General features: G+C 66.9%; 28 protein-coding genes and 1 tRNA gene. 12 read left to right on the forward strand and 17 right to left on the reverse strand.

Annotated elements, in window-relative coordinates:
• Window positions 1-9 precede the first annotated feature (9 nt).
• From K32_RS13290 to K32_RS13300, 3 genes are all read left to right on the forward strand, one after another.
• The gene (locus tag K32_RS13290) at window positions 10-438 is read left to right on the forward strand and encodes an HIT family protein (RefSeq protein ID WP_371812673.1); all 429 of its coding nucleotides are present in this window, start codon (window positions 10-12) and stop codon (window positions 436-438) included.
• A 70-nt stretch (window positions 439-508) separates the two neighbouring features.
• The gene (locus K32_RS13295) at window positions 509-982 is read left to right on the forward strand and encodes a carboxymuconolactone decarboxylase family protein (RefSeq protein ID WP_201400003.1); all 474 of its coding nucleotides are present in this window, start codon (window positions 509-511) and stop codon (window positions 980-982) included.
• Between the two features lie 69 nt (window positions 983-1,051).
• Window positions 1,052-1,948, forward strand: a complete 897-nt coding sequence (locus tag K32_RS13300) for a sigma-70 family RNA polymerase sigma factor (RefSeq protein WP_201400004.1) — start codon at window positions 1,052-1,054, stop codon at window positions 1,946-1,948.
• A gap of 71 nt (window positions 1,949-2,019) precedes the next feature.
• Here K32_RS13300 and clpA read toward each other — a convergent pair whose 3' ends face one another.
• The 3 genes from clpA to K32_RS13315 form a co-directional block, all read right to left on the reverse strand.
• Window positions 2,020-4,461, reverse strand: coding sequence for an ATP-dependent Clp protease ATP-binding subunit ClpA (gene clpA / locus K32_RS13305; protein ID WP_201400005.1), 2,442 nt, complete (start codon window positions 4,459-4,461; stop codon window positions 2,020-2,022).
• Window positions 4,462-4,470: 9 nt separating this feature from the next.
• A complete protein-coding gene (gene clpS / locus K32_RS13310; protein ID WP_201400006.1) occupies window positions 4,471-4,800 on the reverse strand; it encodes an ATP-dependent Clp protease adapter ClpS in 330 nt (109 codons plus the stop codon).
• Window positions 4,801-5,131: 331 nt separating this feature from the next.
• Window positions 5,132-5,476, reverse strand: coding sequence for a hypothetical protein (locus K32_RS13315; RefSeq protein WP_201400007.1), 345 nt, complete (start codon window positions 5,474-5,476; stop codon window positions 5,132-5,134).
• Window positions 5,477-5,708: 232 nt separating this feature from the next.
• Here K32_RS13315 and K32_RS13320 point away from each other — a divergent pair, with 232 nt between their 5' ends.
• Entirely contained in the window at window positions 5,709-5,951 is a 243-nt protein-coding gene (locus K32_RS13320; RefSeq protein ID WP_201400008.1) for a hypothetical protein, read from the forward strand.
• Between the two features lie 112 nt (window positions 5,952-6,063).
• Here the strand turns inward: K32_RS13320 and K32_RS13325 are convergent, their stop codons facing one another.
• Together K32_RS13325 and K32_RS13330 are read right to left on the reverse strand one after the other, a co-directional pair.
• Complete coding sequence (locus tag K32_RS13325) at window positions 6,064-6,429, reverse strand: phasin family protein (protein WP_305798434.1); 366 nt, start codon at window positions 6,427-6,429, stop codon at window positions 6,064-6,066.
• 126 nt (window positions 6,430-6,555) lie between these two features.
• A complete protein-coding gene (locus tag K32_RS13330) occupies window positions 6,556-6,717 on the reverse strand; it encodes a hypothetical protein (protein ID WP_201400009.1) in 162 nt (53 codons plus the stop codon).
• Between the two features lie 203 nt (window positions 6,718-6,920).
• On the opposite strand from K32_RS13330, the gene K32_RS13335 reads away from it, so the two are divergent.
• Window positions 6,921-8,459: a D-alanyl-D-alanine carboxypeptidase gene (locus K32_RS13335; protein WP_244669492.1), complete on the forward strand. Its 1,539-nt coding sequence runs from the start codon at window positions 6,921-6,923 to the stop codon at window positions 8,457-8,459.
• Window positions 8,460-8,513: 54 nt separating this feature from the next.
• Here the strand turns inward: K32_RS13335 and K32_RS25055 are convergent, their stop codons facing one another.
• Window positions 8,514-9,158: a DnaJ domain-containing protein gene (locus K32_RS25055; RefSeq protein WP_305798435.1), complete on the reverse strand. Its 645-nt coding sequence runs from the start codon at window positions 9,156-9,158 to the stop codon at window positions 8,514-8,516.
• A gap of 172 nt (window positions 9,159-9,330) precedes the next feature.
• Here K32_RS25055 and panC point away from each other — a divergent pair, with 172 nt between their 5' ends.
• Window positions 9,331-10,194, forward strand: coding sequence for a pantoate--beta-alanine ligase (gene panC, locus K32_RS13345; protein ID WP_201400011.1), 864 nt, complete (start codon window positions 9,331-9,333; stop codon window positions 10,192-10,194).
• Between the two features lie 9 nt (window positions 10,195-10,203).
• Here panC and K32_RS13350 read toward each other — a convergent pair whose 3' ends face one another.
• Window positions 10,204-10,644, reverse strand: a complete 441-nt coding sequence (locus K32_RS13350) for a DUF1489 family protein (RefSeq protein WP_201400012.1) — start codon at window positions 10,642-10,644, stop codon at window positions 10,204-10,206.
• A gap of 257 nt (window positions 10,645-10,901) precedes the next feature.
• On the opposite strand from K32_RS13350, the gene K32_RS13355 reads away from it, so the two are divergent.
• The 3 genes from K32_RS13355 to K32_RS13365 all read left to right on the forward strand — a co-directional run bounded on the left by K32_RS13355 (window position 10,902) and on the right by K32_RS13365 (window position 12,161).
• Window positions 10,902-11,093 carry a hypothetical protein gene (locus K32_RS13355; RefSeq protein WP_201400013.1) on the forward strand — a complete coding sequence of 64 codons (192 nt, stop codon included), beginning with the start codon at window positions 10,902-10,904 and terminating at the stop codon, window positions 11,091-11,093.
• A gap of 73 nt (window positions 11,094-11,166) precedes the next feature.
• Window positions 11,167-11,868, forward strand: a complete 702-nt coding sequence (locus K32_RS13360; RefSeq protein ID WP_201400014.1) for a DUF599 domain-containing protein — start codon at window positions 11,167-11,169, stop codon at window positions 11,866-11,868.
• A complete protein-coding gene (locus tag K32_RS13365; RefSeq protein WP_201400015.1) occupies window positions 11,865-12,161 on the forward strand; it encodes a DUF3253 domain-containing protein in 297 nt (98 codons plus the stop codon). Before K32_RS13360 ends, K32_RS13365 begins: the two co-directional genes overlap by 4 nt.
• 38 nt (window positions 12,162-12,199) lie before the next feature.
• Here K32_RS13365 and K32_RS13370 read toward each other — a convergent pair whose 3' ends face one another.
• From K32_RS13370 to K32_RS13390, 5 genes are all read right to left on the reverse strand, one after another.
• Window positions 12,200-13,009: a YdcF family protein gene (locus K32_RS13370; protein WP_201400016.1), complete on the reverse strand. Its 810-nt coding sequence runs from the start codon at window positions 13,007-13,009 to the stop codon at window positions 12,200-12,202.
• A 17-nt stretch (window positions 13,010-13,026) separates the two neighbouring features.
• Complete coding sequence (locus K32_RS13375; RefSeq protein WP_201400017.1) at window positions 13,027-13,845, reverse strand: aldo/keto reductase; 819 nt, start codon at window positions 13,843-13,845, stop codon at window positions 13,027-13,029.
• 159 nt (window positions 13,846-14,004) lie between these two features.
• Entirely contained in the window at window positions 14,005-15,156 is a 1,152-nt protein-coding gene (locus K32_RS13380; protein WP_201400018.1) for a GGDEF domain-containing protein, read from the reverse strand.
• A gap of 97 nt (window positions 15,157-15,253) precedes the next feature.
• Entirely contained in the window at window positions 15,254-16,408 is a 1,155-nt protein-coding gene (locus K32_RS13385; RefSeq protein ID WP_201400019.1) for a DegT/DnrJ/EryC1/StrS aminotransferase family protein, read from the reverse strand.
• The gene (locus K32_RS13390) at window positions 16,408-17,370 is read right to left on the reverse strand and encodes a Gfo/Idh/MocA family protein (RefSeq protein ID WP_201400020.1); all 963 of its coding nucleotides are present in this window, start codon (window positions 17,368-17,370) and stop codon (window positions 16,408-16,410) included. Before K32_RS13390 ends, K32_RS13385 begins: the two co-directional genes overlap by 1 nt.
• Before the next feature lie 252 nt (window positions 17,371-17,622).
• On the opposite strand from K32_RS13390, the gene K32_RS13395 reads away from it, so the two are divergent.
• Complete coding sequence (locus tag K32_RS13395) at window positions 17,623-18,609, forward strand: esterase family protein (RefSeq protein ID WP_201400021.1); 987 nt, start codon at window positions 17,623-17,625, stop codon at window positions 18,607-18,609.
• Here the strand turns inward: K32_RS13395 and mgtE are convergent.
• Both mgtE and K32_RS13405 read right to left on the reverse strand, forming a co-directional pair.
• Window positions 18,568-19,974, reverse strand: a complete 1,407-nt coding sequence (mgtE, locus tag K32_RS13400; RefSeq protein ID WP_371813036.1) for a magnesium transporter — start codon at window positions 19,972-19,974, stop codon at window positions 18,568-18,570. The genes K32_RS13395 and mgtE overlap by 42 nt on opposite strands.
• Before the next feature lie 278 nt (window positions 19,975-20,252).
• Window positions 20,253-20,337: transfer RNA gene (locus K32_RS13405), tRNA-Leu, on the reverse strand.
• A 236-nt stretch (window positions 20,338-20,573) separates the two neighbouring features.
• Between K32_RS13405 and lipB the strand changes: the two genes are divergently transcribed.
• A complete protein-coding gene (gene lipB, locus K32_RS13410; protein ID WP_201400023.1) occupies window positions 20,574-21,281 on the forward strand; it encodes a lipoyl(octanoyl) transferase LipB in 708 nt (235 codons plus the stop codon).
• A 296-nt stretch (window positions 21,282-21,577) separates the two neighbouring features.
• On the opposite strand, the gene K32_RS13415 is transcribed toward lipB, so the two are convergent.
• The 3 genes from K32_RS13415 to K32_RS13425 form a co-directional block, all read right to left on the reverse strand.
• On the reverse strand, window positions 21,578-21,859 hold the full coding sequence (locus K32_RS13415; RefSeq protein WP_201400024.1) for an acylphosphatase: 282 nt from the start codon (window positions 21,857-21,859) through the stop codon (window positions 21,578-21,580).
• Window positions 21,859-22,545: an HAD hydrolase-like protein gene (locus K32_RS13420; protein ID WP_244669494.1), complete on the reverse strand. Its 687-nt coding sequence runs from the start codon at window positions 22,543-22,545 to the stop codon at window positions 21,859-21,861. Before K32_RS13420 ends, K32_RS13415 begins: the two co-directional genes overlap by 1 nt.
• A 102-nt stretch (window positions 22,546-22,647) precedes the next feature.
• Window positions 22,648-22,821 (reverse strand): hypothetical protein, encoded by a 174-nt coding sequence (locus K32_RS13425; RefSeq protein WP_201400025.1) that lies wholly within the window; start codon window positions 22,819-22,821, stop codon window positions 22,648-22,650.
• Between K32_RS13425 and K32_RS13430 the strand changes: the two genes are divergently transcribed.
• Entirely contained in the window at window positions 22,814-23,956 is a 1,143-nt protein-coding gene (locus tag K32_RS13430; RefSeq protein WP_201400026.1) for a ceramide glucosyltransferase, read from the forward strand. The genes K32_RS13425 and K32_RS13430 overlap by 8 nt on opposite strands.
• The last annotated feature ends 62 nt before the right edge of the window (window positions 23,957-24,018 follow it).

Below are 24,018 nucleotides of genomic sequence, written 5' to 3' on the forward strand. Positions count from 1 at the left end.
GAGATCCCCATGACCAGCTACGACGACAGCAACATCTTCGCCCGGATCCTGCGCGGCGAGATCCCGTCGCATCGCGTCTATGAGGACGCCGATACCATCGCCTTCATGGATGTCATGCCGCAGGGCCCGGGCCACCTGCTCGTCGTGCCGCGCACGCCCTCGCGCAACCTGCTCGACGCCGATCCGGCGACGCTGTCGCGCCTGATCCCGGTGGTGCAGAAGCTCGCCCGCGCCGCGAAGACGGCGTTCGCCGCCGATGGCGTCACGGTGATGCAGTTCAACGAGCCGGCCTCGGGCCAGACCGTGTTCCACCTGCACGTCCACATCATCCCGCGCTTCGACGGCGAGCCGCTGCATCCGCATTCCGGCACGATGGAGAAGCCGGAAATCCTGGCGGAAAACGCCGAGCGGGTGCGCGCCGCGCTCGCGGCCGGATAATTCTTTCGGCCCGCGTGTCACAAACGGCGTGGCCGTCTCGTCTTGTCTCCGTAGCCGAATGGAGACCATCATGAACGAGAGACTGAACGCCTATTCCGCCGCGCCGGAAGCCCTCAAGGCGATGATCGAGCTGAGCGGAAAGCTGGCCGCCTCCAGCATCGAACACAGCCTGCAGGAGCTGGTGAAGATCCGCGCCTCGCAGATCAATGGCTGCGCCAACTGCCTGCACATGCACACGGCCGACGCGCGCAAGAGCGGCGAGACCGAGGAGCGGATCTACCTGCTCAACGCCTGGCGCGAGTCGCTGCTCTACACGCCGCGCGAGCGCGCGGCGCTCGGCTGGACCGAGGCTCTGACGTTGCTCGCCCAGACCGGCGCGCCGGATGCCGACTACGAGGCCGTCAAGGCCGAGTTCACCCCGGCCGAGCAAGTCGAGCTGACGCTTCTGATCGGGCTGATCAACAGCTGGAACCGGCTCGCCGTCGGCTTCCGCACCGTGCATCCGAACGATCGCAAGCAGGCGGCCGCCCTCGCGGCGGCTTGACATGCCCTCGCCCGGCCCCTCTCGTCGACGGGAGGGGCCGGGCGAGGTCCCGACACCCAAGAGAGTTCGATGGTCGACGCGTCCACCGCAGAGTTCGAACAGCACAGGCGCTTTCTGACCGGGCTTGCCTATCGCATGCTGGGGTCGCTGGCTGATGCCCAGGACATCGTCCAGGACGCTTTCCTGCGCTGGCACGACGCCGCCCCGTCCGGGCTTTCGAGCCCGCGCGCCTGGCTCGGCAAGATCGTCACGCGCCTCTGCCTGGACACGATGAAATCCGCCCGCGCGCGGCGCGAGACCTATGTCGGCCAATGGCTGCCGGAGCCGGTCATCGAGCCGATCGGCCTCGCCCCCGCCGTCGACGACCGCATCGACGCGCCGGTCGCGCTGATGCTGGCGCTGGAGCGGCTGTCGCCGCTGGAGCGCGCCGTCTTCATCCTGCATGAATTGTTCGATTTCGGCTTCACGGAGATCGCCGACGCGCTCGAGCGCAGCGAGGCGGCCTGCCGGCAGTTGCTGGCGCGCGCCCGCGCCCATGTCGGCGACACTCGTCAGCGCTTCGACGTCGACGCGGCGGAAGCGGCGCGGCTCACCACCGCCTTCTTCGTCGCCACCAACAGCGGCGACGCCACGGCGCTAAAGGACCTGCTGGCCGACGCCGCCCGCCTGCATGGCGACGGCGGCGGCAAGCGCCCGGCCACCCTCAACATCATCTATGGCGCGGAGAAGATCGGCCGCTTCTTCGCCGGCCTCGCCCAGAAGCCGGAAGCCCATCCGACCCCGGTCTGGTCGGGGCCACTCAGCATCAACGGCCTGCCCGGCTTCGTCGCGCTCGACCTGTTCGGCACGATCCAGGCGGTCGCTCTGGAGATCGAGGCCGGGCGGATCACGGCGATCTACAGCATGCGCAATCCCGACAAGCTCATCGGCGCCGAAGCCTACCTGCCGGCGACCGTCAGTCCCTAAGAAACCTCCGCGCACAAAAAAAGCGAGGCGCATCCCTGCGCCTCGCTTTCATTTCGTTCGGGCCGGACGGATCACTCCGTCTTCAGCGGCACCTTCGGCACCAGGCCGCCGCGCTTCGGCGGGGTCGGCGGCTTCTCGGCGACCACCTTCTTGGCCGTGGCGGCCGCCTTGCGACGCGGCTTCGCCTTGGCCTTCGGCTCTTCCGGCTCGGGCTTCGGCGTCACAGGACCGTCCTCGAGCGGCTCGAGATGCAGGCCGGTCTCGCCGTTCTCGCGGGTCTCGACCGTCACCTTGACGGTGCCGCCCTTACGGAGCTTACCGAACAGCACCTCGTCAGCCAGCGGCTGCTTGATGTGCTGCTGGATCACGCGGCCAAGCGGGCGGGCGCCCATCTGGCGGTCGTAACCCTTGTGCGCCAGCCAGTCGATCGCCTCGGGCGAGAGATCGAAGGTGACGCCGCGATCGGCCAGCTGCGCCTCGAGCTGCAGCACGAACTTCTGCACGACATTGTGCACGACCTCGATCGGCAGATTGCCGAACTGGACGATGGCGTCGAGCCGGTTGCGGAACTCCGGCGCGAACAGGCGGTTGATCGCCTCCTGGTCGTCGGGGTCGCGCGCGGTCGACTTGAAGCCGATCGCCGGCTTGGCGAGATCGGCAGCACCGGCATTGGTGGTCATGATCAGGATGACGTTCCTGAAATCGACCTGCTTGCCGTTGTGGTCGGTCAGCTTGCCGTGATCCATTACCTGCAACAGGATGTTGAACAGGTCCGGATGCGCCTTCTCGATCTCGTCGAGCAGCAGCACGCAATGCGGATGCTGGTCGACGCCGTCGGTCAGAAGACCGCCCTGGTCGAAGCCGACATAGCCGGGAGGGGCGCCGATCAGCCGCGAGACGGTGTGGCGCTCCATGTATTCCGACATGTCGAAGCGGATCAGCTCGACGCCGAGGCTGGCGGCCAGCTGCTTCGCGACTTCGGTCTTGCCGACGCCGGTCGGTCCGGCGAACAGGTAGGAGCCGATCGGCTTCTCCGGTTCGCGCAAGCCCGCGCGGGCCAGCTTGATCGCCGAGGTGACCTGGGCGATGGCGCTGTCCTGCCCGTAGACGACACGCTTTAGCGTCGCCTCGAGGCCCTTCAGCACTTCCTGGTCGTCCTTCGACACCGTCTTGGGCGGGATCCGCGCCATGGTGGCGATCGTATCCTCGATCTCCTTGACGCCGATCGTCTTCTTGCGGCGGTTCTCCGGCACCAGCATCTGCGAGGCGCCGGTCTCGTCGATCACGTCGATCGCCTTGTCCGGCAGCTTGCGGTCATGGATGTAGCGGGCCGACAGCTCGACCGCCGACTTGATCGCCTCGTTGGTGTAGCGGACACGGTGGAAGTCCTCGAAATAGGGCTTCAGCCCCTTCAGGATCTCGATCGCGTCGGGGATCGTCGGCTCGTTGACGTCGATCTTCTGGAAGCGCCGGACGAGCGCCCGGTCCTTCTCGAAGAACTGCCGGTATTCCTTGTAGGTGGTCGAGCCGATGCAGCGGATCGAGCCGCCGGCCAGCGCCGGCTTCAGGAGGTTAGACGCATCCATCGCCCCGCCCGACGTCGCGCCCGCACCGATGACGGTGTGGATCTCGTCGATGAACAGGATCGAACCCGGATACTCCTCGATCTCCTTGACGACCTGCTTCAGCCGCTCCTCGAAGTCACCGCGATAGCGAGTGCCTGCGAGCAGCGTGCCCATGTCGAGCGAGAAGATGGTCGAGCCGGCGAGAACGTCGGGAACGTCGCCCTCGACGATGCGCTTGGCCAGGCCCTCGGCGATCGCCGTCTTGCCGACGCCGGGGTCGCCGACGAAGAGAGGGTTGTTCTTCTGACGGCGGCAGAGGACCTGGATCGTCCGCGCGATTTCGATGTCGCGGCCGATCAGCGGGTCGATCTTGCCCTTCTTCGCCTTGTCGTTGAGGTTGATGCAGTAAGCGTCGAGCGCATCCGCCTTCTTCTTGTTTTCCTCGCGGCTGTCGACCGTCGCCGCGTCGTCGTCGACGCCGCGCACCGGACGGCTTTCGCTCATCCCGGCCCGCTTGGCGATGCCGTGCGAGATGTAGTTGACCGCGTCGTAGCGGGTCATGTCCTGCTCCTGCAGGAAGTAGGCGGCATGGCTCTCGCGCTCGGCGAAGATGGCGACGAGCACGTTGGCGCCGGTGACTTCCTCGCGGCCAGACGACTGGACATGGATCACCGCGCGCTGGATGACGCGCTGGAAGCCGGCGGTCGGCTTGGAATCCTCGTCCGGGCCGTGCGCCAGATTGGCGAGCTCGGTATCGATGTAATCGACCAGGCTGCGCTTCAGCATGTCGAGATCGACATTGCAGGCGCGCATGACGGCCGCCGCGTCCTGATCGTCGATCAGCGCGAGCAGGAGATGTTCGAGGGTCGCGTATTCCTGATGACGCTCGTTTGCGAAGGCGAGCGCCTGGTGGAGGGCCTTTTCGAGGCTGCGGGAGAATGACGGCACGTTAGGACCTCACTTCCTTTCCATCACGCATTGCAGCGGATGTTGGTGTTTGCGCGCGAAATCCATCACCTGGGTGACCTTGGTCTCGGCCACTTCATAGGTGAAGACACCACACTCCCCCACACCATGCTGATGCACATGCAGCATGATCTGCGTCGCCTCCTCGCGGTTCTTGTTGAAGAACCGCTCGACCACATGCACGACGAACTCCATCGGCGTGTAGTCGTCGTTCAGAAGCAGAACGCGATACAAATTCGGCCGCTTTGTCTTCGGCCGCGTCTTGGTGGCGACGCCGACATCGCTATCGCCATCATCGGGTCGACGGGTTTCTTTGCTCATCTGGTTCGATCGGTACGTCGCTAAAACGGAATCCTGCCGATAATCCCGCTGCAGCGCAATCGCTCATTTCGAGCATTCCGCACCGCCGCGCGCTAAACAGGCGGGAGGGGTGTCGAACTCTATATGGGGAGGCGGTGCAAGGATGGAAGTAGGCCGGCGCACGGCCTCATCCGAAGGGCGCTGCCGGGGCATCCGGCATGCCGGTCCAAATACCCGAACAGGCGGGTAACGCTGGCCGCATTCATGCGACCAGCCATGCGGGATCCACGACGCCAGGTCCCTGCCCGATTGGAAAGACCTAGCGTCTAGCCGCAGCAAAAACGGTGGACGATCAGCTCGTCAGGCTTTTCTGGCAGGCGTCGGCGACGTCGCGATTTGCCTCCGTGGCGCCCGGCAGGGTCGCCCAGCCATTGGCGATCACCAACTCCCGCCGCTGGTAGCTCGAGGCGACCTTGAGGGCCGTGAGCCGCTCCGTCAATTGCGGATCCGCCTGCGACTGCGCCACGCAAAACGGCGTCAAGGCGGCAACCATCTGCGATTTGGCAAGCGTCTCGGCGCGAGCCTGCGCCGTACCGCCGGTCACCCAGCCACCCCAGGTAAAGCCGATGACGGCAATTCCGATCGCTCCGACCGCGGCCCCGAGCAGCGACGGTTGTACCCATTCAAATCTTGCCAATTGCCAATCCAGTCTTTCCAGAGGAATCTCTCTATACTCGGCTATATTAGCATGAGTTTGATTTCATATATCCGGCTAAAATTTCTGACGATCCGAATAAAAATTCTTTGTCTCGATCCAAAAATACGAAGTTGGATTATGCGCCTCTGGCGACATCCCTCTCCGCCTGCACTAAGATGCACACGAAGAGGCGTCATCACGCGCTTCCTATTCGTATTTCACTGGATCGCGCATGGCCGTCACAACCCAATTCATCGTTCAGCCTTTCCGGCTCAACAAGCGCGGCAAGCTGGAGGCGGAGCCGGCGATTGCCGCCACATCGGCCGAGAACGCCAAAATGCGCGCCGAAAAGCTGTCGACCTCCCGCGCGGGCGTGATCGCCTTCCAGATCGCGGCAGACACGGAAATGGGCGACTATGGCGAGCCGGTCACGCTCGTCCGCTACGGCACGCTGCCCGAGGACATGGAATCCTGAGGACATGGAATAACGCGCAGCCGGCGACGGGCGAACCGCCCTTTCAGCACGCAGGCAGCAAAAAGCCCGGCGCGAGGGCCGGGCTTCCAAAAAGTCGAATGCGCCGGGCGGCTTACTTCGGGAACTTGCCGAAGAGGCCCTCGAAGGGCTTGTAGGCGTCGCGCGTCGTCTCGGTCATCATCGTGCCGAGCTTCGAGAGCTCGCCGAAATAGCCCTCATAGGCGGATTTCACATATTCGGTCTGCGCCTCGACGACCTTCTCGATGCTGGTCGACGACAGGATCTTCTCGAACGCGGCGGAACCGGATTCGAAGCTCTTCTTCGAATAGTCGGCCGCCTCGACGGCGATCGCCTGGATGCCCTGGCTGAACGAGCCGAAACTCTTCATGGCCAGATCGATGCTTTCCCTGCTCGCCTTCTGCATGCCGTCGAAATCATTGATCACAGACTTGCCCTCCACGCACGAGCTTTGCGCCATAGCCAGCTCTACGGGTCATAAAATCCAGGAGTTCGCCCGGAATGTCAACAAAATTGCTGCACTGCACAATCGCATGACATCGCGACGACGCGACGTCGGCAGCGGGACCGCCCCAAAACAGGACATTCACGCTTCGCCAATTTTTACGGTTTCGTAACGGCGTTTCCTTAACTTCCACAGCCAGACCGAAGAGCAGCACAGCCCATGCGGTGCGGCATTTTCCTTGGCGCAGGCTTGAAAACCTGCGGCGAAGCTGAGCGTCGGAGGCCCCGTTTCGGCCACCGGCATTAACCTTCCGGGCAAGGAATTCCGCACTTGCCTCAAAAAAGTGCGGGTCTTGCGGTCAGTTGGGAATGGGCACTGCCGGAGTTCGCGCTCCGGTTATGCGAGACGCGGAGTATTCAGTCGAAATGTTGATGGGCCTGAACCCCCTCGGTCGGCATTGCGTCCGCTCGATCCGGAACGCATTCGCTGGCCTTCTGGTTGCCGGCATGTCGTTGACGGCCCTCACCGTCCAGGCCAGCGCCGCACCCAGTTCCTCCATCGTCGTCGACGCCAAGACCGGCAAGGTTCTCTATTCGAAAGAGCCTGACGCCCTGCGCCGACCGGCATCGCTTACCAAGATGATGACGCTCTACGTCCTCTTCGGCGAGCTCGAGGCGGGCCGCATGACGCTCTCCACCCGCATGAAGGTGTCGCAGTTCGCGTCGCGCCAGTCGCCGACCAAGCTCGGCCTCAAGCCGGGCTCGACCGTCGCCGTGCGCGACGCCATGCTCGGCCTCATCACCCGCTCCGCCAACGATGCCGCCGTGGTCATCGCCGAGCACATCTCCGGCTCGGAGGCCGCCTTCGCGCGGCGCATGACGCAGCAGGCCCGCTCGATCGGCATGAGCCGCACCACATTCCGCAACGCTTCCGGCCTGCCGAACAACGAGCAGTGGTCGACGGCGCGCGACATGGCCACCCTCGGCCGCGCCCTGCAGGAGCGCTATCCGCGCTACTACAAGTATTTCGCGACCCGGAGCTTCGTCTACAACGGCCGCGAGATCCGGGGCCACAATCGCCTGCTCGGCCGCGTCGACGGCGTCGACGGCATCAAGACCGGCTACACCAACGCGTCCGGCTACAACCTCGTCTCTTCGGTGAAGCGCAACAACCGCGCGCTGGTCGCCACCGTCATCGGCGGCACCTCGGGCGCGGCGCGCGACAAGCAGATGGCGGGCCTGCTCGAGAAGTATCTGCCGGTCGCCTATGCCGGCCCGGCCAAGTCGCGCTCGCTCTTCGCCAGCAACAAGGCTGCTCCGGCAGTCGACGTCGATGATGACGCCGATACCCAGGTCGCCGATGCGCCCGCCGCGCAGGTCGCCGCCGCACCGGCTCCGATCCCGGCGCGCGCACCCGCTGCGCCGGTGGCCGTCGCCGCCGCCGCTCCGGAGGCTGACCCGGCCCCGGTGCCGACCGCCCGCCCGCTGCGCACCGCCAGCAAGAAGAACAACCTGTCGGTCGCGACCCTCATCGCCGCCGCCCCGGCTCATGCACCGGCGCCCGCTGAGGTGGCCGACGAGGAGCCGGTTTCGGTCCAGGCCTATGCTCCGGAGCCGATCGAGCCCGCCGCCGCCCGCGGTCCGCGCATGGTCTTCCAGCAGGGTCCGAGCGGCAAGGAAATCGCCCGCCCGGTCGTCAAGACCGCGTCGATCGTCCAGCCGGCCCCGACCGCCGACAGCGACGCCGAGGGCTTTACCGGCAGCATCGCCTCGCAGGCCGCGCCTTCAATCGAGATCGCCGATGGCTGGAAGATCCAGATCGCCGCGACCCCGAGCGAGGACGGCGCCCGCGAGATGCTCGATCGCGCCAAGTCGAAGGCCGGCAAGATGCTGGCTGACGCCACCCCCACCGTGGAGCCGGTCGCCAAGGGCCAGTCCACCGTCTACCGGGCCCGCTTCGCCGGGTTCGACAACAAGGATCAGGCCCGCGCCGTTTGCGCCTTCCTGACCAAGCGGGACGTGTCCTGCCTTGCCGTCCGTCAATAACGGCTGGCCCCTGATGAGAATTTCGCCCTCCTCCCTTGTACCCGCGTTCAGGAGCTAGCGATGTCCGCCGAGGAGTCTTTCCTTCGCCTCGTTGATCTGGGCGGCCAAGAACGTCGATCCTCCCTGGTCGGGGTGGACGCGCTTCATCAGCCGTCGGTAGGCCGCTCTGATTTCGGCCTCGGAAGCGCCGGCCGAAAGGCCAAGGATCTCGTAGGCCTGCTCATGTGTCATGGCGCCCGTGCGCGGCGCGCCACGCGCCCGGCCTGCCGGATCACCCTCGACGTGTTCACGCCAGCCGGGAATACGGCGGTCGAGATAAGCTTCGAATAGGGCCCGGTCTCGGGGCCTCGCCGCGATCTGGCCGTAGAGCGCGGCCAACTCCGTCCGGTCGAGCGTATCGAGCGCCCGCCCGGCAAACCGTCCGCGCAGAACCTTTCCGTCGGCGATCCAGGGCGAGGTGTCCCAGGGCCGCGTTTCCAGGATCTTCGGCTTCAGCATCCAGAGGCCGATCGCCAGAAGCGGAATGCCGAGGCCGAGCCGCCCGGTCAGGAGCGTGGCGGCGCCCATCGAGATCAGCGCGCCCGACAGGCCGCGCCGCGCCGCGCGGCCGAGCGCCTCGGCGCCCCGGTCGCCCCCGAACAGGAAGGCGATGCCGATCGCCACGCCGATCACGCCCAGAAACGGAATTATCAGACCCATCGTCGCTCCCAACCGGCCGATTCCTTGCGGCCGCTCTCTCTATTGGGGCGAAGCGCCGGCCGCCGCAATGGCCCGCCGCCGCCTGATTTGCTAGACCGTCGCGGCACGATGCGGACCGCCCCTGCCCCGACGCAGGCCGGGAGCGCCGTGCGCCGCGAAACGAGGACATGCCATGCCTGCTAGCCCGACGCCTGCCAGCCCCGCCATCCACCGCACCGTCGACGATCTCCGCGCCGCGCTTGCCGCCTGGCGGCGCGAGGGGCTGCGCATCGCGCTGGTGCCCACCATGGGCGCCCTGCACGAGGGCCATCTCGATCTCGTCCGCGCAGCGCGTGAGCGCGCCGACCGCGTCGTCGTCTCGATCTTCGTCAATCCGACGCAGTTTGGACCAAAGGAGGATTTCGGCTCCTATCCGCGCACCGAGGCGAGCGACGTCGAGAAGCTCGCCGCGCTCGGCGTCGAGGCGATCTTCGCGCCGAACGCGGCCGAGATGTATCCGGAAGGTTTTGCCACGACGATCTCGATGGTCGGCCCGGCGCTGGGGCTGGAGACGGATTTCCGGCCGCATTTCTTCACCGGCGTCGCCACCGTCGTCGGCAAGCTGCTGATCGCGGTCATGCCTGACATCGCCGTCTTCGGCGAGAAGGATTACCAGCAGCTGATGGTGGTGCGCCGACTGGCGCGGGACCTGCGCCTGCCGACCGAGATCGTCGGCCTGCCGACCGTGCGCGAGGCGGATGGTCTCGCCCTCTCCTCCCGCAACGCCTATCTCTCGGCCGAGGAACGCCGGCTGGCGACGACGATTGCACGTGTGATGCGCGAAACGGCCGAGGCGATCCGCGCCGGCGGCACCGTCGAGCCGGCCTTGGCCGAGGGCCGCGCCGCGCTGGATGCAGCCGGCTTCCGCGTCGACTATCTGGTGCTGCGCAATGCCGAGACGCTGGCGGAGCTCACCGATCCGGCGAACGAGCCGCGCCGGATGCTGGCGGCCGCCTGGCTCGGCAAGACCCGCCTCATCGACAACATCGCGGTCTAACGGGGCTTCTCAGAGAAGGCCGAGCTCGGCGAGTTCGGCCTTCAGCGCCGCCGGCAATTCGTCGCCGGCGCTGCCGCCGATCGCGGCAAGATCGCGCGGCGCGTCCTTCGGCAGCAGGTAGCGCCAGCCCTGGAACGGCCGCTTCGGCTGCCATTCGGTCGGCACCACCTCGGGATCGAACACGATCCGGCAGCGCTGGATATTGTCGGATCCGGTGACCGCCTGCAGGTCGAGAATGCGCTGCCGCGCCTGGACCTGGCCCTTGATGACCCAATAGAGCGAGCCGCCATCGAGGATCTCGGGGATCCGCTTCGGCATCATGCGCGTGGTGTGCGTGTCCTCGGGCTCGATGCCCAGCCCACGCTGACGGGCGATGTCGTCGGCGATCCAGCCGGTCAGTTCCTCGAGCGTCTCGACGCCGACACAGAGCTTGATGAGATGCAGGGCCATGCCCAGACACTAGTCCTCGCGCCGGCCGGCGACAGGCGCCGCGGCGATTTTTCCACAAGGTTGAATTGGCGCTCGACCTCGGACTGGCCTATGAGCCTGTCTGGATGCCGCGCCGGCGTCACCATAGGCGCTCCGCCCCCGTCGGGAAAGCGTGGCGTGGGCGACGCAGCGTGACATAGACTGCCCCCGGACGGCCCGAGACTCCATGCAGGAATTCGGCCGGAATGCTCTGCACCGCACCCTTTCACGAGGCCAAGATGACCGACCAGAAGACCACACTCGACATCACGGCGAGCCGCGTGGCGATGAGCGGCATCATTGCCGGCCTCGTTTTTACCGCCGCCGGCATGATCACGCGCGAGCCGATCTTCGGCGCACTCGGACTGATCGTCATCGTCGTCGGCGTGACGCTGCGCAAGCCGATCGCCAAGCTGATCTCGCCGCGCTGACGCACGTGTTGCACCGGCATAGCCGGTTTGGCACGATTGCGGCTTAGTCTGTGGCAGGGGGAGCGCCGCAATCGTGTTCGATATTTCCGCGATCGACACCGTAGCTATCCTGGTCTTCGCGACCAGCTGGCTACTCTATTCCGTCATCCTGCACCGCATGTCCGGCACGGGCAGGACACTGTCCTCGGCAATGGATTTCCAGCGCCGGCAGTGGATGCGGACGATGATGCATCGTGACCTGCGCATGATCGACACCGGCATCATGAGCGGCCTGCAGAATGGCACGGCCTTCTTCGCCTCGACCTCGCTGATCGCGATCGGCGGCTGCTTCGCGCTCCTGAACGCCGCCGACCACGTTTACGGCGTGATGCGCGACCTTTCGCTCGGCGACGAGGTGCCGAAGGGCCTGTTCGAAGCCAAGGTGATCGGCCTGATGCTGATCTTCGGCTACGCCTTCTTCAAGTTCGGCTGGTCCTACCGGCTGTTCAACTATGCCTCGATCCTGATCGGCGCGACGCCGACCGCCGCCCATTCCAGCGAGGCGGAGACGATCGCGGCGGCCGAGCGGGCGGCCGTTTTCACCATCACCGCCGGACGCCATTTCAATCACGGCCTCCGGGCCTTCTTCTTCTCGATCGGCTATCTCGGCTGGTTCGTGAACGGCTGGGCGCTGATCGTCACGACGCTGGTCGTCGCCGGCGTACAGCTGCATCGCCAGTTCTTCTCGGATTCGGCCAGGATCGTCATCGAAGCAGCACGACAGAGCCAACCATGAAAACCAGCATCAGCCACGAGCAACTCCAGTCGACCCTGCTCGACCTCCTCGCCGCCCTGCCCGCCGGCAAGAGCGTCGACCCCACGGAAGTGGCGCGCGCCGTCGCGGGTGGAGACGAGAAGATCTGGCGCCTGCAGATGGTGCCGATCCGCGCCATCGCCGTCCGGCTCGCCGAAGAAGGCAAGGTCTCGATCCTGCGCAAGGGCAAGCCGGTCGACCCGCGCGACTTCAAGGGCGTCTACCGGATCGGCCATCCCGTCGCCGACGCGCCCGGCTCCGACATCGTCGAATAAGCTCGAGCGAAGCCACTCCGCACTTCTATGAAAACGCTCTAGGCTCCCGGGTCGCGAAAAGGCCCGGGAAAGAGCGCGTCCGTCTGCCCGGTCAGCCAATAGGCGAGAAGGCCGACCCACTCCTTAGCGGCGACGTCGACGAGCGACAGCCCCAGCGACGGGCGCCAGATCGGTCGGTAGAGATCCTCGGATCCGCGCGTGCGATAGTCGGTCGGCCAGGGCAAGGGCGACCACCCCGCCGCGCGAAAACTTCCCATGGCGCGCGGCATGTGGAAGGCGGAGGTGACGAGCAGCCAGCGCTCGTCCGGCCGGGCGCCGACCAGCGCCGCGGTGAAGCGGGCGTTCTCGGCCGTGTTGCGGCTGGCGTCCTCGATCGTCACGCGATCGTCGGGGAGGCCCATGGCGCGAAAGAAGCGGCGCGCCGCCGCCCCTTCCGTATAGCCGTCGGAGATGATCTCCGCTGAGCCGCCGCTGAAGACGACCCGCGCCTCGGGAAAGCGCCGCGCCAGCGCCACCGCCTCGGTCATCCGGTCGCCGGCTTCGGTCAGCTCGATGGTGCCGCGCCGCTCGCCGACATGCTGGTCGATACCGCCGCCGAGAACGAGGATGCCCGTCACCGGCCCGTCCGGCTCAACCCGCTGGAAGCGCTCTTCCAGCGGCAGCAGCAGAGCCGGTCCGAGCGGCGAGAAACCCGCCACCAGCAGCCCGACCGTCGCCAGCAGCACCAAAACGGCGCCGAACCGGTAGCCGCCGAGCCCGATGATCAGCACGCCGCCGGCGAGCGCGATCAGAAGCGCCGCCGAAGGCTGCAGCAGGAACCAGATCAGCTTGGCGGCGTAAAAGAACATCCCCTAGCGCCCTAGCCTCAATCCCATTCGGGCGAGATGTCGTAGTCGCAGATGCGGGTGCCGACGCTGCGCAGCTCGTCGATCGCCGCGATGTCGGCGGCCGAGAGGTCGAAGCCCTCGACGTCGAGGTTCTGGCGGATGCGGGCCGGATGCGTGCTTCGCGGAATGGCGACGAAGCCCTTCTGCAGCTGCCAGCGCAGCACGATCTGCGCCGGGGTGCGACCGAAGCGGCCGGCGATGTCCTTGATCTCCGGCTCGTCGAGCACGCCGGCCTGGCCGAGCGGCGAATAGGCGACGAAGATCATGCCGTGCTTGTCGGTCGCGGCGCGCAGCTTGTCCTGGTTCAGATAGGGGTGGTGCTCGCACTGGTTGGCGACGATCGGCTCCTCGGTCGCCGCCCAGGCCTCGTCGAGCAGGCGGATCGTGTAGTTGGAGACACCGATATGCTTGGTCAGTCCGCGCTGCTTGACGCGGTTGAGCGAGCGGATCGTCTCGGCCGCCGACAGCGTCTGGCTCGGCCAGTGGATCAGCAGGAGATCGAGCTGGTCGATGCCGAGGCGCTCGAGGCTGCCCTCGGCGGCGCGCAGCATCTCGTCGGCGCCGAGCTGGTCCGGCGGGATCTTCGAGGTGACGAAGATCTCGTCGCGCCCGACGCCGGACTGGCGCAGGCCCTCACCCACTTCGGTCTCGTTGCCATAGCCGATCGCCGTATCGATGTGGCGGTAGCCCGCCTGGATCGCGGCGGCGACGGAGGTGGTGGCCGCCTCACCGGTCAGCATCCAGGTGCCGAGCCCGATCGCCGGAATGGTGGCGCCGTGCGCCGTGAGCGTGTGCATGGGGATTCTCCAGGAAATTCGGCCAGCAGCATCGGGCGCGGGCGGGACAGCGTCAAGCCAGGGCGTTCTCGCGTTCCATGAAAACGAGGAGATGCTCTAACGCCTTGTATGGACGCACTTTTTTGTCGCGAACCGGTATCCGCTTCGCTCGGAAGCGCTCTAGCTCGCCGCCTGGAAGACCAGATCGCGACCGCCGCGCTTCGCCGCGTAGAGGGCCTCGTCGGCCAGAACCATCAGGCTCTCGAAATCCGCCTTCGGCCCGCTCACCGTCATGACGCCGATGCTGACCGTCACCTGGATGCGGTGCGTGGCGAAGACGACCGGCTCGGACGCCATGTCCGCCCGGATGCATTCGGCCACGAAACGGCCCCGGTCGGCGCCGCAGCCGACGAGAAGCGCCGCGAATTCCTCGCCGCCGACGCGTCCGACGAGGTCGCTGTCACGCGTCCGCTGTCGCACGATCCCCGCGAACAGCTTCAGCGCCGCGTCGCCGGCGGCATGGCCATAGCGGTCGTTGAGCTGCTTGAAGCGATCTAGATCGAACAGGAGCAGGGTGACGGCCTCCTCCGCCTTGCGCGTCTGCTCGACCTGCTCGCGGGCCAGATCCATGAAGGCGCCATGGTTCAGCAGCCCCGTCAGCCCGTCGACGGAAGCCGCCCTTTTCAGCATGTTCTTGAGCCGCTCGTCGGTCAGCCGCAGCCCGATGATGGTGGCGGCGAACATCATCAGGATCGGCTCGAGAATGCCGAGGCTCAGCAGCGACCCGCCATGCAGTAGATCGGGCGGCACGTCGGTCGTCAGGGCCCAGACGGTCCGCACGAGCAGGAACAGCGTGTGGGCGGCCGGGACGCAGGCGAAGGGACCGCGCCAGACCAGCGCGTCCCTGCCCCTTGCCCAGATCTCCCAGGCGAGCGCCGCGGACAAGGGCGCCATCAGGACGGAGCTGATGGCGACGCGATGGGCGATCGAACCGCCGATCACCGGGAATTGCAGGGAAATCAGCCAGAGGGCGGGAGCGATGAAGACCGGCAGCCAGCGCGGGCGCCGGCCGTTGAAGGCCCTGGCGCCGTTCCACGCGATGCCGAGCGTCACGAAGGTGCCGGCATTGGCGACACCGATCGAGAGCCAGTCCGGAATGCGGCCGCGCAGCAGCAGGAGCACGCAGCTCAGCGCGCCGATCTGCAGCGCCAGCGCCCAGAGCCGCACATGGCGCTCGGGGCGGGACTTCAGCCAGTTCGACATGAGCGAGAGACATGCCATCTGGCTCATGGCCGCCAGAACGACCAACAGGGTCGGCACGTCGAGTTTCATGGCGAAGTGTGGCTCCCCAGCCATTCCGGCCTGGGAGCCCTCTTAGCGCGGACCCGTTAAGGAAGCATTCCGCTCCGGTTCCAGATTTGAAACAATCTCAGGCCGTCGCGAAAAGCACCGCCTCGATGACCCGCTCGACTTCCTCGTCGGTCAGGTCCGGATGCATCGGCAGGCTGATGACGGTGTCGGCAAGCGTCTCGGAAACCGGCAGCGGCCGCTTCGGCACTTCGCCGAAAGCCGGGTGCTGGTGCAGGGCAAGGCGATAAAAGAAGGCGTTGCCGATGCCGCGCGCATCGAGCTCGGCCTTCAGCGCGTCGCGGTTCGGCACAGTGATCGTGTAGATCGCGTTGGCGCTGAAATAGCCGGCCGGACGCTTCTGCACGCCGACCTTGCCGGCGAGCGCGGCGTCATAGCGCCGGGCGATCTGGTCGCGCCGCTCGAGCTCTTCCTCGAAGATCGTCAGCTTGGAGAGCAGGACGGCCGCCTGCAGCGTGTCGAGGCGGCCGGTGATGCCGTTGCGGACCGCGACGTCGCCCGTGCCCTGGCGGCCATGCGAACGCAGCGTGCGGACGGCGTCGGCCAGCTCGTCATTGTCGGTCAGGATCGCGCCGCCGTCGCCGTAGCAGCCGAGCGGCTTGGTCGGGTAGAAGCTGGTCGCCGAGATCGGCGCCATGCCGCCGACGCGGCTGTTGCCCGAGCGGCCGCCGAAGCTCTGCGCCGCGTCCGAGAAGACGGTCATGTCGTAGCGAGCGGCGATCTTGCCGATCGCCTCGTAATCCGCCGGCAGGCCGTAGAGATCGACCGGCATGACGACGCGCGGCTTCAGTTCGCCTGCGGCGACCACCTCGGCGATGGCGCGCTCGAGATCGGCCGGATCCATGTTGCGGGTCTCGGCGTCGACGTCGACGAAGATCGGCGTCGCGTTGACGGAGCAGACCGCGCCGGCGGTGGCGGCGAAGGTGAAGGCGGGGACGAAGACGGCGTCGCCGGGGCCGATTCCGAGCGCCATCAGGCCGATCATCAGCGCGTCGCGGCCGCTCGACACGGCGATCGCGTGCGGCACGCCGGCGAAGGCGGCAAGCTTGGTCTCCAGTTCCGCCACCTCGGGCCCGAGGATGAACTGGCCATGCACCAGCACGGCGTCCATGCGGGCGCGCACGTCGTCATGGATCCGGCGCTGCTGGCGCTGCAGATCGAAGAAGCCGATGCGGTCAGAGGCGGCCACGACGGCCGGCTGCGGGTTGGACGCCATCAGTGCTGTTCTCCAATGAGGACGGAGGAAGCGGGCCGCTTCGCCTGTCCGATACGCTGAATGATCATGTCGGCGACAACCAGGGCATCGAGCCCGGCCTTGCCGTCGACCACGGGCCGGCGCGAGCCGGCGATGGAAGAGAGGAACGAGTCGATCTCGAGCGCGAGATTGTCGCTCGGCGGAACCGCGATCTCGTCGGGCGCCAGCACGGCATGGCCGCGCGGGAAGGACGCCACCGTCCTCGCCGCGAGATCAGCCGACCAGTAGAGATCCGGCTCGACGACCTTGATGGTGCGCTCCGCCCGGTCGGCGATGCGGCTCGCATGGAGATGCGCGACCGTGCCGTTGGCGAAGCGCAGCTGCGCCTGCGCGAAATCATTGGTCGGCGCCAGCACCGGTGATCCCATCGCCTCGACGGCGACGACCTCGGAGTTCACCAGCGCCAACACCAGGTCGATGTCGTGGATCATCAAGTCGAGCACGACGTCGACGTCGATCGCCCTGCCCTTCCACGGCCCGATCCGCACGCATTCGACGGTGAGCGGCGCGCGCACCTTGTCGCGCAGCAGGCCGAACACCGGAGAGAAGCGCTCGATATGGCCGATCTGCAGGACGACATTGTTGGCCTCGGCCCGGGCGATCAGGTCGCGGGCAGATTCCGGCGTGTCGCAGATCGGCTTCTCGATCAGCACATGGACGCCGGCATCGATGAAATCGGCGGCGACGGCATGATGCAGCGAGGTCGGCACGGTGATCGACACGGCGTCGACCTTGCCGATCAGCTCGCGATGGTCAGTGAACGGGGTCGCCTCATACTGGGCGGCGATCGTCTCGGCCCGCTCGCGATGGGCGTCGACAACGGCGACCAGCCGGCCTTTCGGATTGGCGGCGTGCTGCCTGGCATGGAAGGAACCGAAATACCCGAGTCCGATGACACCGGTCCTGATCTCGCTCGTGGTCAATCCTGATTCTTCCTGCAATGCGTCGTGGCGCGAAGCAGTCCGCTTCGCTGCGCATCGGTCTAACGAATTCTCGCTCAAAGTCGATCAGTCGCCGACAATGCGCGGTCACAATTTGTCCAGTTGGGAAACATGGCGCGAAGGCCCGACCCGACCATCACGTCCGCGTGACCGGCGCGGGCCGCCCGCTGACGGCGCCGGCCGCCGGCCTATATTCCCGGCGTGACTCATCCCCCGCCACGCTGGAAACCCATCATGTCCAACCGCCTCACCGCCACGCTCGGCGGCTCGCTCGTCTGCGCCGCCAGCCTGATCGCAACTGCTCATGCCGCGCCGCCCCCGCACGGCGTCGTCGAGCGCCATCAGCTTGCGAACAGCGCGGCGCTCGGACGGCCGGTCGCCTACACGCTCTACCGGCCGGCGGGCGCGCCGGCGCCTGGCACGCGCTGGCCGGTGCTCTACCTGCTGCATGGCGGCGGTGGCGGCGCGGACGACTGGCTCGACCAGGGCAAGATCGCCGAAACGCTGGACGGAAAAATCGCGGCGGGCGAGATCCGCCCCCTCGTCGTCGTGATGCCGGATGGCGGCGGCGAGAGCTGGTTCGTCGACAATCCGGATCCCGGCGGCGCCGGCAATGTCGAGGCGGCGCTGACGGATGATCTCGTCCATGCCGTCGACCAGACCCTGCCGACCGCCGCCTGCCGGACCGGCCGGGCCGTCGGCGGGCTTTCGATGGGCGGCTATGGCGCGGCGCTCTTCGCGCTCGACCATCCGGACCGCTACGCCGCCGTCATCAGCCTTTCCGGCGCGATCGCGCCGCCGATCGATCCGGGCGACAAGGAACGCATCGAGCGCGGCCAGACCTTCTACGACGGCGCCTTCGGCAATCCGTTCGACGTCAAGCGCTTCAACGCCGACAACATCTTCCCGCGCGTCGAGCGCGACAAGGACCACGCCGACCGGCCCGCCTTCTGGCTCGCCGCAGGCGATCGCGACGGTCTCGGCATCATCACGGGATCGGCGGCGCTGCATGTCGCGCTGCGCAAGGCCGGCTACGAGACCTCGCTGCGCATCGGACCCGGGCAGCACGACTGGAACAACTGGTCGCAGGCGATCGTGCCGGCGCTCGCCTGGCTGTCGCCGAAGCTCAGCGACCATTGCGACACGCCGACGCCGGCCGCCTTCACCGGCCCGGCGAAACTAGTTCCAGCCAAACCACAGAGCGGCGAAGCCCAGAAATGAGAAGAAGCCGACGACGTCGGTGATCGTCGTCACGAACGAGCTCGAGGCGACGGCCGGATCGATCTTCAGCCGGTTCAGAGCCAGCGGGATCAGGATGCCGCCGAGCGCGGCGGCGATCAGATTGATGATCATCGCCGCCGCGATGACGAAGCCGAGATCGAGGATGCCGAAGCGATAGACGGCCATGGTGCCGACGATCGCCGCGAACAGGAAGCCGTTGAAGACGCCGACCGCCAGCTCGCGGCCGATGACGCGCAGCACGTTGTGCGGGCCGAGCTCGCGCATGGCGATGGCGCGGACCGCCACCGTCATCGTCTGCGTGCCGGCATTGCCGCCCTGGCTGGCGACGATCGGCATCAGCACCGCGAGCGCCACCATCTTCTGCAATTGGCCCTCGAACAGGCCGATGACGAAGGAAGCGAGAACCGCCGTGACGAGGTTGATGAAGAGCCAGGGGAACCGACTCTTGGCGATCGACCAGACCTTGTCGGAGACTTCTTCGTCGCCGACGCCGCCGAGGCGCTTGATGTCCTCGTCGGCCTCTTCCTGGATGACGTCGACGATGTCGTCGATGGTGAGCAGTCCGACGAGCCGGTCCGATTCGTCGACGACGGCGGCCGAGATCAGATTGTAGCGCTGGAACAGCCGCGCCGCTTCTTCCTGGTCGTCGGTGGCATGCACCAGATGGCGCGCCTCGCTGACCAGATCGGCGATCTTCACGGGGCGCTTGGCGCGCAAAAGCTGGTTCAGCGACACCGTGCCGAGCAGGTGATAGCCGGGATCGATGACGAAGACCTCGTGGAACTCCTCCGGGAGATCCTCCGCCTCGCGCATGTAGTCGATCGTCTGACCGACCGTCCAGAACGGCGGCACGGCGATGAACTCGGTCTGCATGCGCCGGCCGGCGCTTTCCTCGGGATAGTCGAGGCCGCGCTTCAGCGCGAGCCGCTCGACCGAGGGGATCTGGGCGAGAATCTCGTCCTGATCGGCCTTGTCGAGGTCTTCCAGAATGTAGACCGCGTCGTCCGAATCGAGTTCGCGCACGCCCTCGGCGACGGTCTCGGACGGCAGCTCCTCCAGAATCTCGACGCGAACCGCCTCGTCGAGCTCGGTCAGGGCGGTGAAGTCGAACGCGTCGCCGAGCAGCTGAATCAGGGCCGGACGCTGATCCGGATCGAGCGCCTCGAGAATCGCGGCGACGTCGGTTTCGTGCAGATCCTCGGTAAGGGCGCGCGCCCGCTCCGCATCGCCCGCCTCGATCGCCGCGCCGAGCGCATCGAGATAAATCGAGGAAACGTTGTCGTTCTCGTCGCGCAGCGGCGGGATGCCTTCCGCCGGGCGATCGTTGCGTTCGATGGTGGTCATCTCGTCCGACATGGCCCCTCTGGAACGCTTGCAGGAGATTTAAGGGGAGGTTTCGCGCGAGCTTTAGCGCCCAAGTTTGTTCGGGCAAAGGAAAAACGATGACCGCGCCGGCTTTATCGCAGGATTGCGATCCGGCCCGCCCGAAGCCGGCAAAACCGCGACTGGAGAGAGAACCCGGAGCGGCGCCCTTCCGTTCCAGCCTGAGCCGGAAACGAAGGCCAGAAACAAAAACAGCGGCCCGAGGGCCGCCGCTTTGCGAGGATTTTTGTATTTGGGTTTGGTGCGGTCGAGAAGACTCGAACTTCCACGCCTTTCGGCACAGCGACCTCAACGCTGCGCGTCTACCAATTCCGCCACGACCGCGAAACCCAAGCCGGTGTGTTGTCCGGCGCGAGGTGGGATGTAGCAAATGACCTTCGACGAAACAAGCGGCTTCGAACGTTGTTTGAATTCATCCACAGGCGACGGCATCCGCCCTGCCCGCCTCGGCACGTGAAGTCCGGCCCCCCTTGCGCTATGAACCCTTGCGCTAGGACCGGATCGACCGACATGAGAACCGACACCACGAAGGACCGGCCGCCGCCGGTCGAGAGAACGCCATGACCCTCCGCGATGACCTCCATGCCTCGCTGCTGCCGAAGGAAGGCAGCCCGCCCGTCGAATGGGTGATAGAAGAGGCGCCCGTCGATTATCCGGAAGCGGTGGCCGAGATGGAATCGCGCGTCGCGGCCATCGCGGCGGGAACGGCGGCGGAGCGGATCTGGCTGGTCGAGCACCCGCCGCTCTATACGGCCGGCACCAGCGCCCATGAGGAAGACCTGATCGCGCCCGACCGCTTTCCCGTGTTCCAGACCGGTCGCGGCGGCCAATACACCTATCACGGCCCCGGCCAGCGCGTGGCCTATGTCATGCTCGACCTGAATCGCCGGCGACAGGATCTGCGCCTGTTCGTGGCGACGCTGGAGCAATGGATCATCCAGACGCTGGACGGCTTCAACGTGCGCGGCGAGCGGCGCGACGACCGCGTCGGCGTCTGGGTCCGCCGGCCTGACAAGGGGCCGAGCACCGAGGACAAGATCGCCGCCATCGGCATCCGCGTGCGGCGCTGGGTCACGTTCCACGGCATCTCGCTGAACGTCGAGCCGACGCTCGACCATTTCGACGGCATCGTCCCCTGCGGCGTGCACGGCCACGGCGTCACCAGCCTCGCCGATCTCGGCCGCATTGTCACGATGCCCGAGGTCGACGCCGTGCTGCGGCGCGAATTCGAGGCGCTGTTCGGCGCGACGGAGCGGCGGTCTGACTGAGGATCCGGCAACGTGCCGGGGCCGGCGCCCCTTCTTCACCTCTCCCTGAGGGAGAGGTCGGAGCGCAGCTCCGGGTGAGGGTTTAGGGAACCCTCAGAATAAAGCGGAGACCGCCTGGCGAGGCCGTAAACCCTCACCCGCCGGCCTGCGGCCGTCGACCTCTCCCTCAGGGAGAGGTGAAAGGCAACGCGTCCCGCTATGCTCTCCCGACGAAGCACCCCTCCCCAAGACCGCCGAGGCGGTCTTGACCCTCCCTCAAGGGGAGGGTTCAAGCAGAGGCTCGCCGATCGCCCTTCTCACTCCGTCGGCAGAACCCGGAACGCCCCGCTCTCCGCGTTGGCGAGGTCCTCGACCTCCACGGCGTCGACGCGGGCGATCCTCGGACCGTCGCCGCAGGCTTCCAGCATGGCCGCCACATCGGCGACTTCGCCGGAGAACACCGCCTCGACCGCGCCGTCGCGGCGATTGCGGACCCAGCCGGAAAGGCCGCGCGCCACCGCCTCGTCGGCGACCCAGACCCGGTAGCCGACGCCCTGGACGCGGCCGGAAATCCTCGCATGGACGGTACGGACGACCATCAGCCTTCTCCGCGCAGCAACCTCAGCACGGCCGGCGCCAGATCCGCGACGCTGGGCACGATCGTGTCCGGCGGAAACGTCTCGAACTCCTCCACCGTTCCATAACCCCAGCCGACCGCCGCGACCTTGATCGCATTCGCCCGCGCGCCCTCGATGTCGTAGCGCCGGTCGCCGATCATGACGCAATGCGAGGGATCGATCCCCTCGACGGCGAGGATATGCGCGATTAGCTCCTCCTTCTCGCCGAGGCGGCCGTCGAATTCCGAGCCATGCACCGTCGTGAAGAACGGCGTCAGCTCGAAGTGATCGAGAATCCTCTCGCAGAAAACACGCGGCTTGGAACTGGCGAGGAACATCCGCACGCCCGATTCCTGGAGAGCGCCCAGCGCTTCCGGGATGCCGCCATAGACGGCGTTCTCAAAGAGGCCGACCGTGCCGAACCGCTCGCGATAATGGCCGAGCGCCTGCTTGGCGAGGACGACATCGCCGCCGAGCATGGTCGCGAAGCTGCCTTCGAGCGGCGGCCCGATGGCAGCGCGCAGCGCCAGTTCGTCGGCGGGCGGATGGCCGAGTCGCTCGAGTGCATAGAGGATCGAGGCGCTGATGCCGGGATAGGGATCGGTGAGCGTGCCGTCGAGATCGACGAGCGCCGTCAGGCTTGGGGCGGTCAGGCTTGGGGCAGTCATGGATCGATGCAGTCCGTGCTGAGCGTGGGGGATGCACCCGGCTTGCGCGTTCCGGCCCGCAGCGTCAAGCGCCCAGCCGCCGCCTTCGCCGGCGCGCCTTCATCAGAACGTCACGCGGTTGCGCGAGGAGGAAAGGAAGGCGCGCGCCTGATTCGCGCCGGTGTCGCATCGCGGTCCCGCTCGCATTCCGATCGGGCTCGTGCCGATGATCCAGGAGCCGACAAGCCTTGCCGCGGTCCTCAGCCCCTTCTCCAGCGCAGGCATCGCGATGAGCATCGCCCTCCTGCTCGCCCAGGCCTTCTGCCTCGTCGCCGCCCTCGTCCATTTCGGCAGCATCGCCATCGTCACGCTGCGCTGCCGGGCCCGTCCCGACGAGACATCGCCGCTGCATGGCCAGCCGCCGATCACCATCCTGCGCCCCGTCTGCGGCAAGGAACACGCGATCGAGCGGACGCTCGGCTCCGGCTTCCGGCTCGATTATCCCGATTACGAGCTGGTCTTCTGCGTCGCCAGCCGCTCGGACCCCGTCAATGCCGTGATCCGCGATCTGATGGCGCGCTATCCGGAGGTGCCGGCGCGGCTCCTCGTCGGCGACGACCGGATCAGCATCAACCCGAAGCTCAACAATCTCGCCAAGGGCTGGATCGCGGCGCGGCATGAATGGATCGTCATGGCGGACAGCAACGTGCTGATGCCACCGGACTATCTCGACCGCATGCTGGAACGCTGGGATGCGACGACCGGGCTCGTCTGCTCGCCGCCGCTCGGCAGCGAACCGGACAATCTCGGCGCCGAGTTCGAATGCGCCTATCTGAACACCTACCAGGCGCGCTGGCAGCTCGCCGCCGACGCCGTCGGCCAGGGCTTCGCCCAGGGCAAGTCGATGCTCTGGCGGCGCGAGAACCTCGACCGCCATGGCGGCATCGCCGCGCTCGCCGCCGATCCGGCCGAGGACGCCGCCGCCACCAAGGCGATCCGCGCCAACGACCAGCGCGTCCGTCTGGTGCGCCATCCCTTCGCGCAGCCGCTCGGCGCCCGCGCCCTGCAGGCGGTCTGGCGCCGCCAGCTGCGCTGGGCGCGGCTCCGGCGCGTCACCTTCCCGGCCCTGTTCGGCATGGAGCTCGTGCTGGGCGGCCTGCTGCCGGTGGGGCTGACGGTCCTGCTCGCGATCGAGGGCACGCTTTCCGCCTGGATCCCGCCGCTCCTCGCCTTCGCCTGGTATGGCGCCGAGGCGCTGATGGCGAGGAGCCTCGGCTGGCACTGCTCGCGCTGGTCACCGCTCGCCTGGGTGCTGCGCGACGCCTCGCTGCCGGCGCTCTGGATCGCCGCCGTCAGCGGCAGCGGCTTCGAGTGGCGCGGCAACCAGATGAACGTCAAGGAAGACAGCCTGCTGGCGGCCGAGAGCGACTGAGTGGCCCTTCACCTCTCCCTAAGCCTCATCATGCTGAGGAGGCCCGCAGGGCCGTCTCGAAG

The sequence above is a fragment of the Kaistia sp. 32K genome (assembly GCF_016629525.1).
Lineage (GTDB): Bacteria > Pseudomonadota > Alphaproteobacteria > Rhizobiales > Kaistiaceae > Kaistia.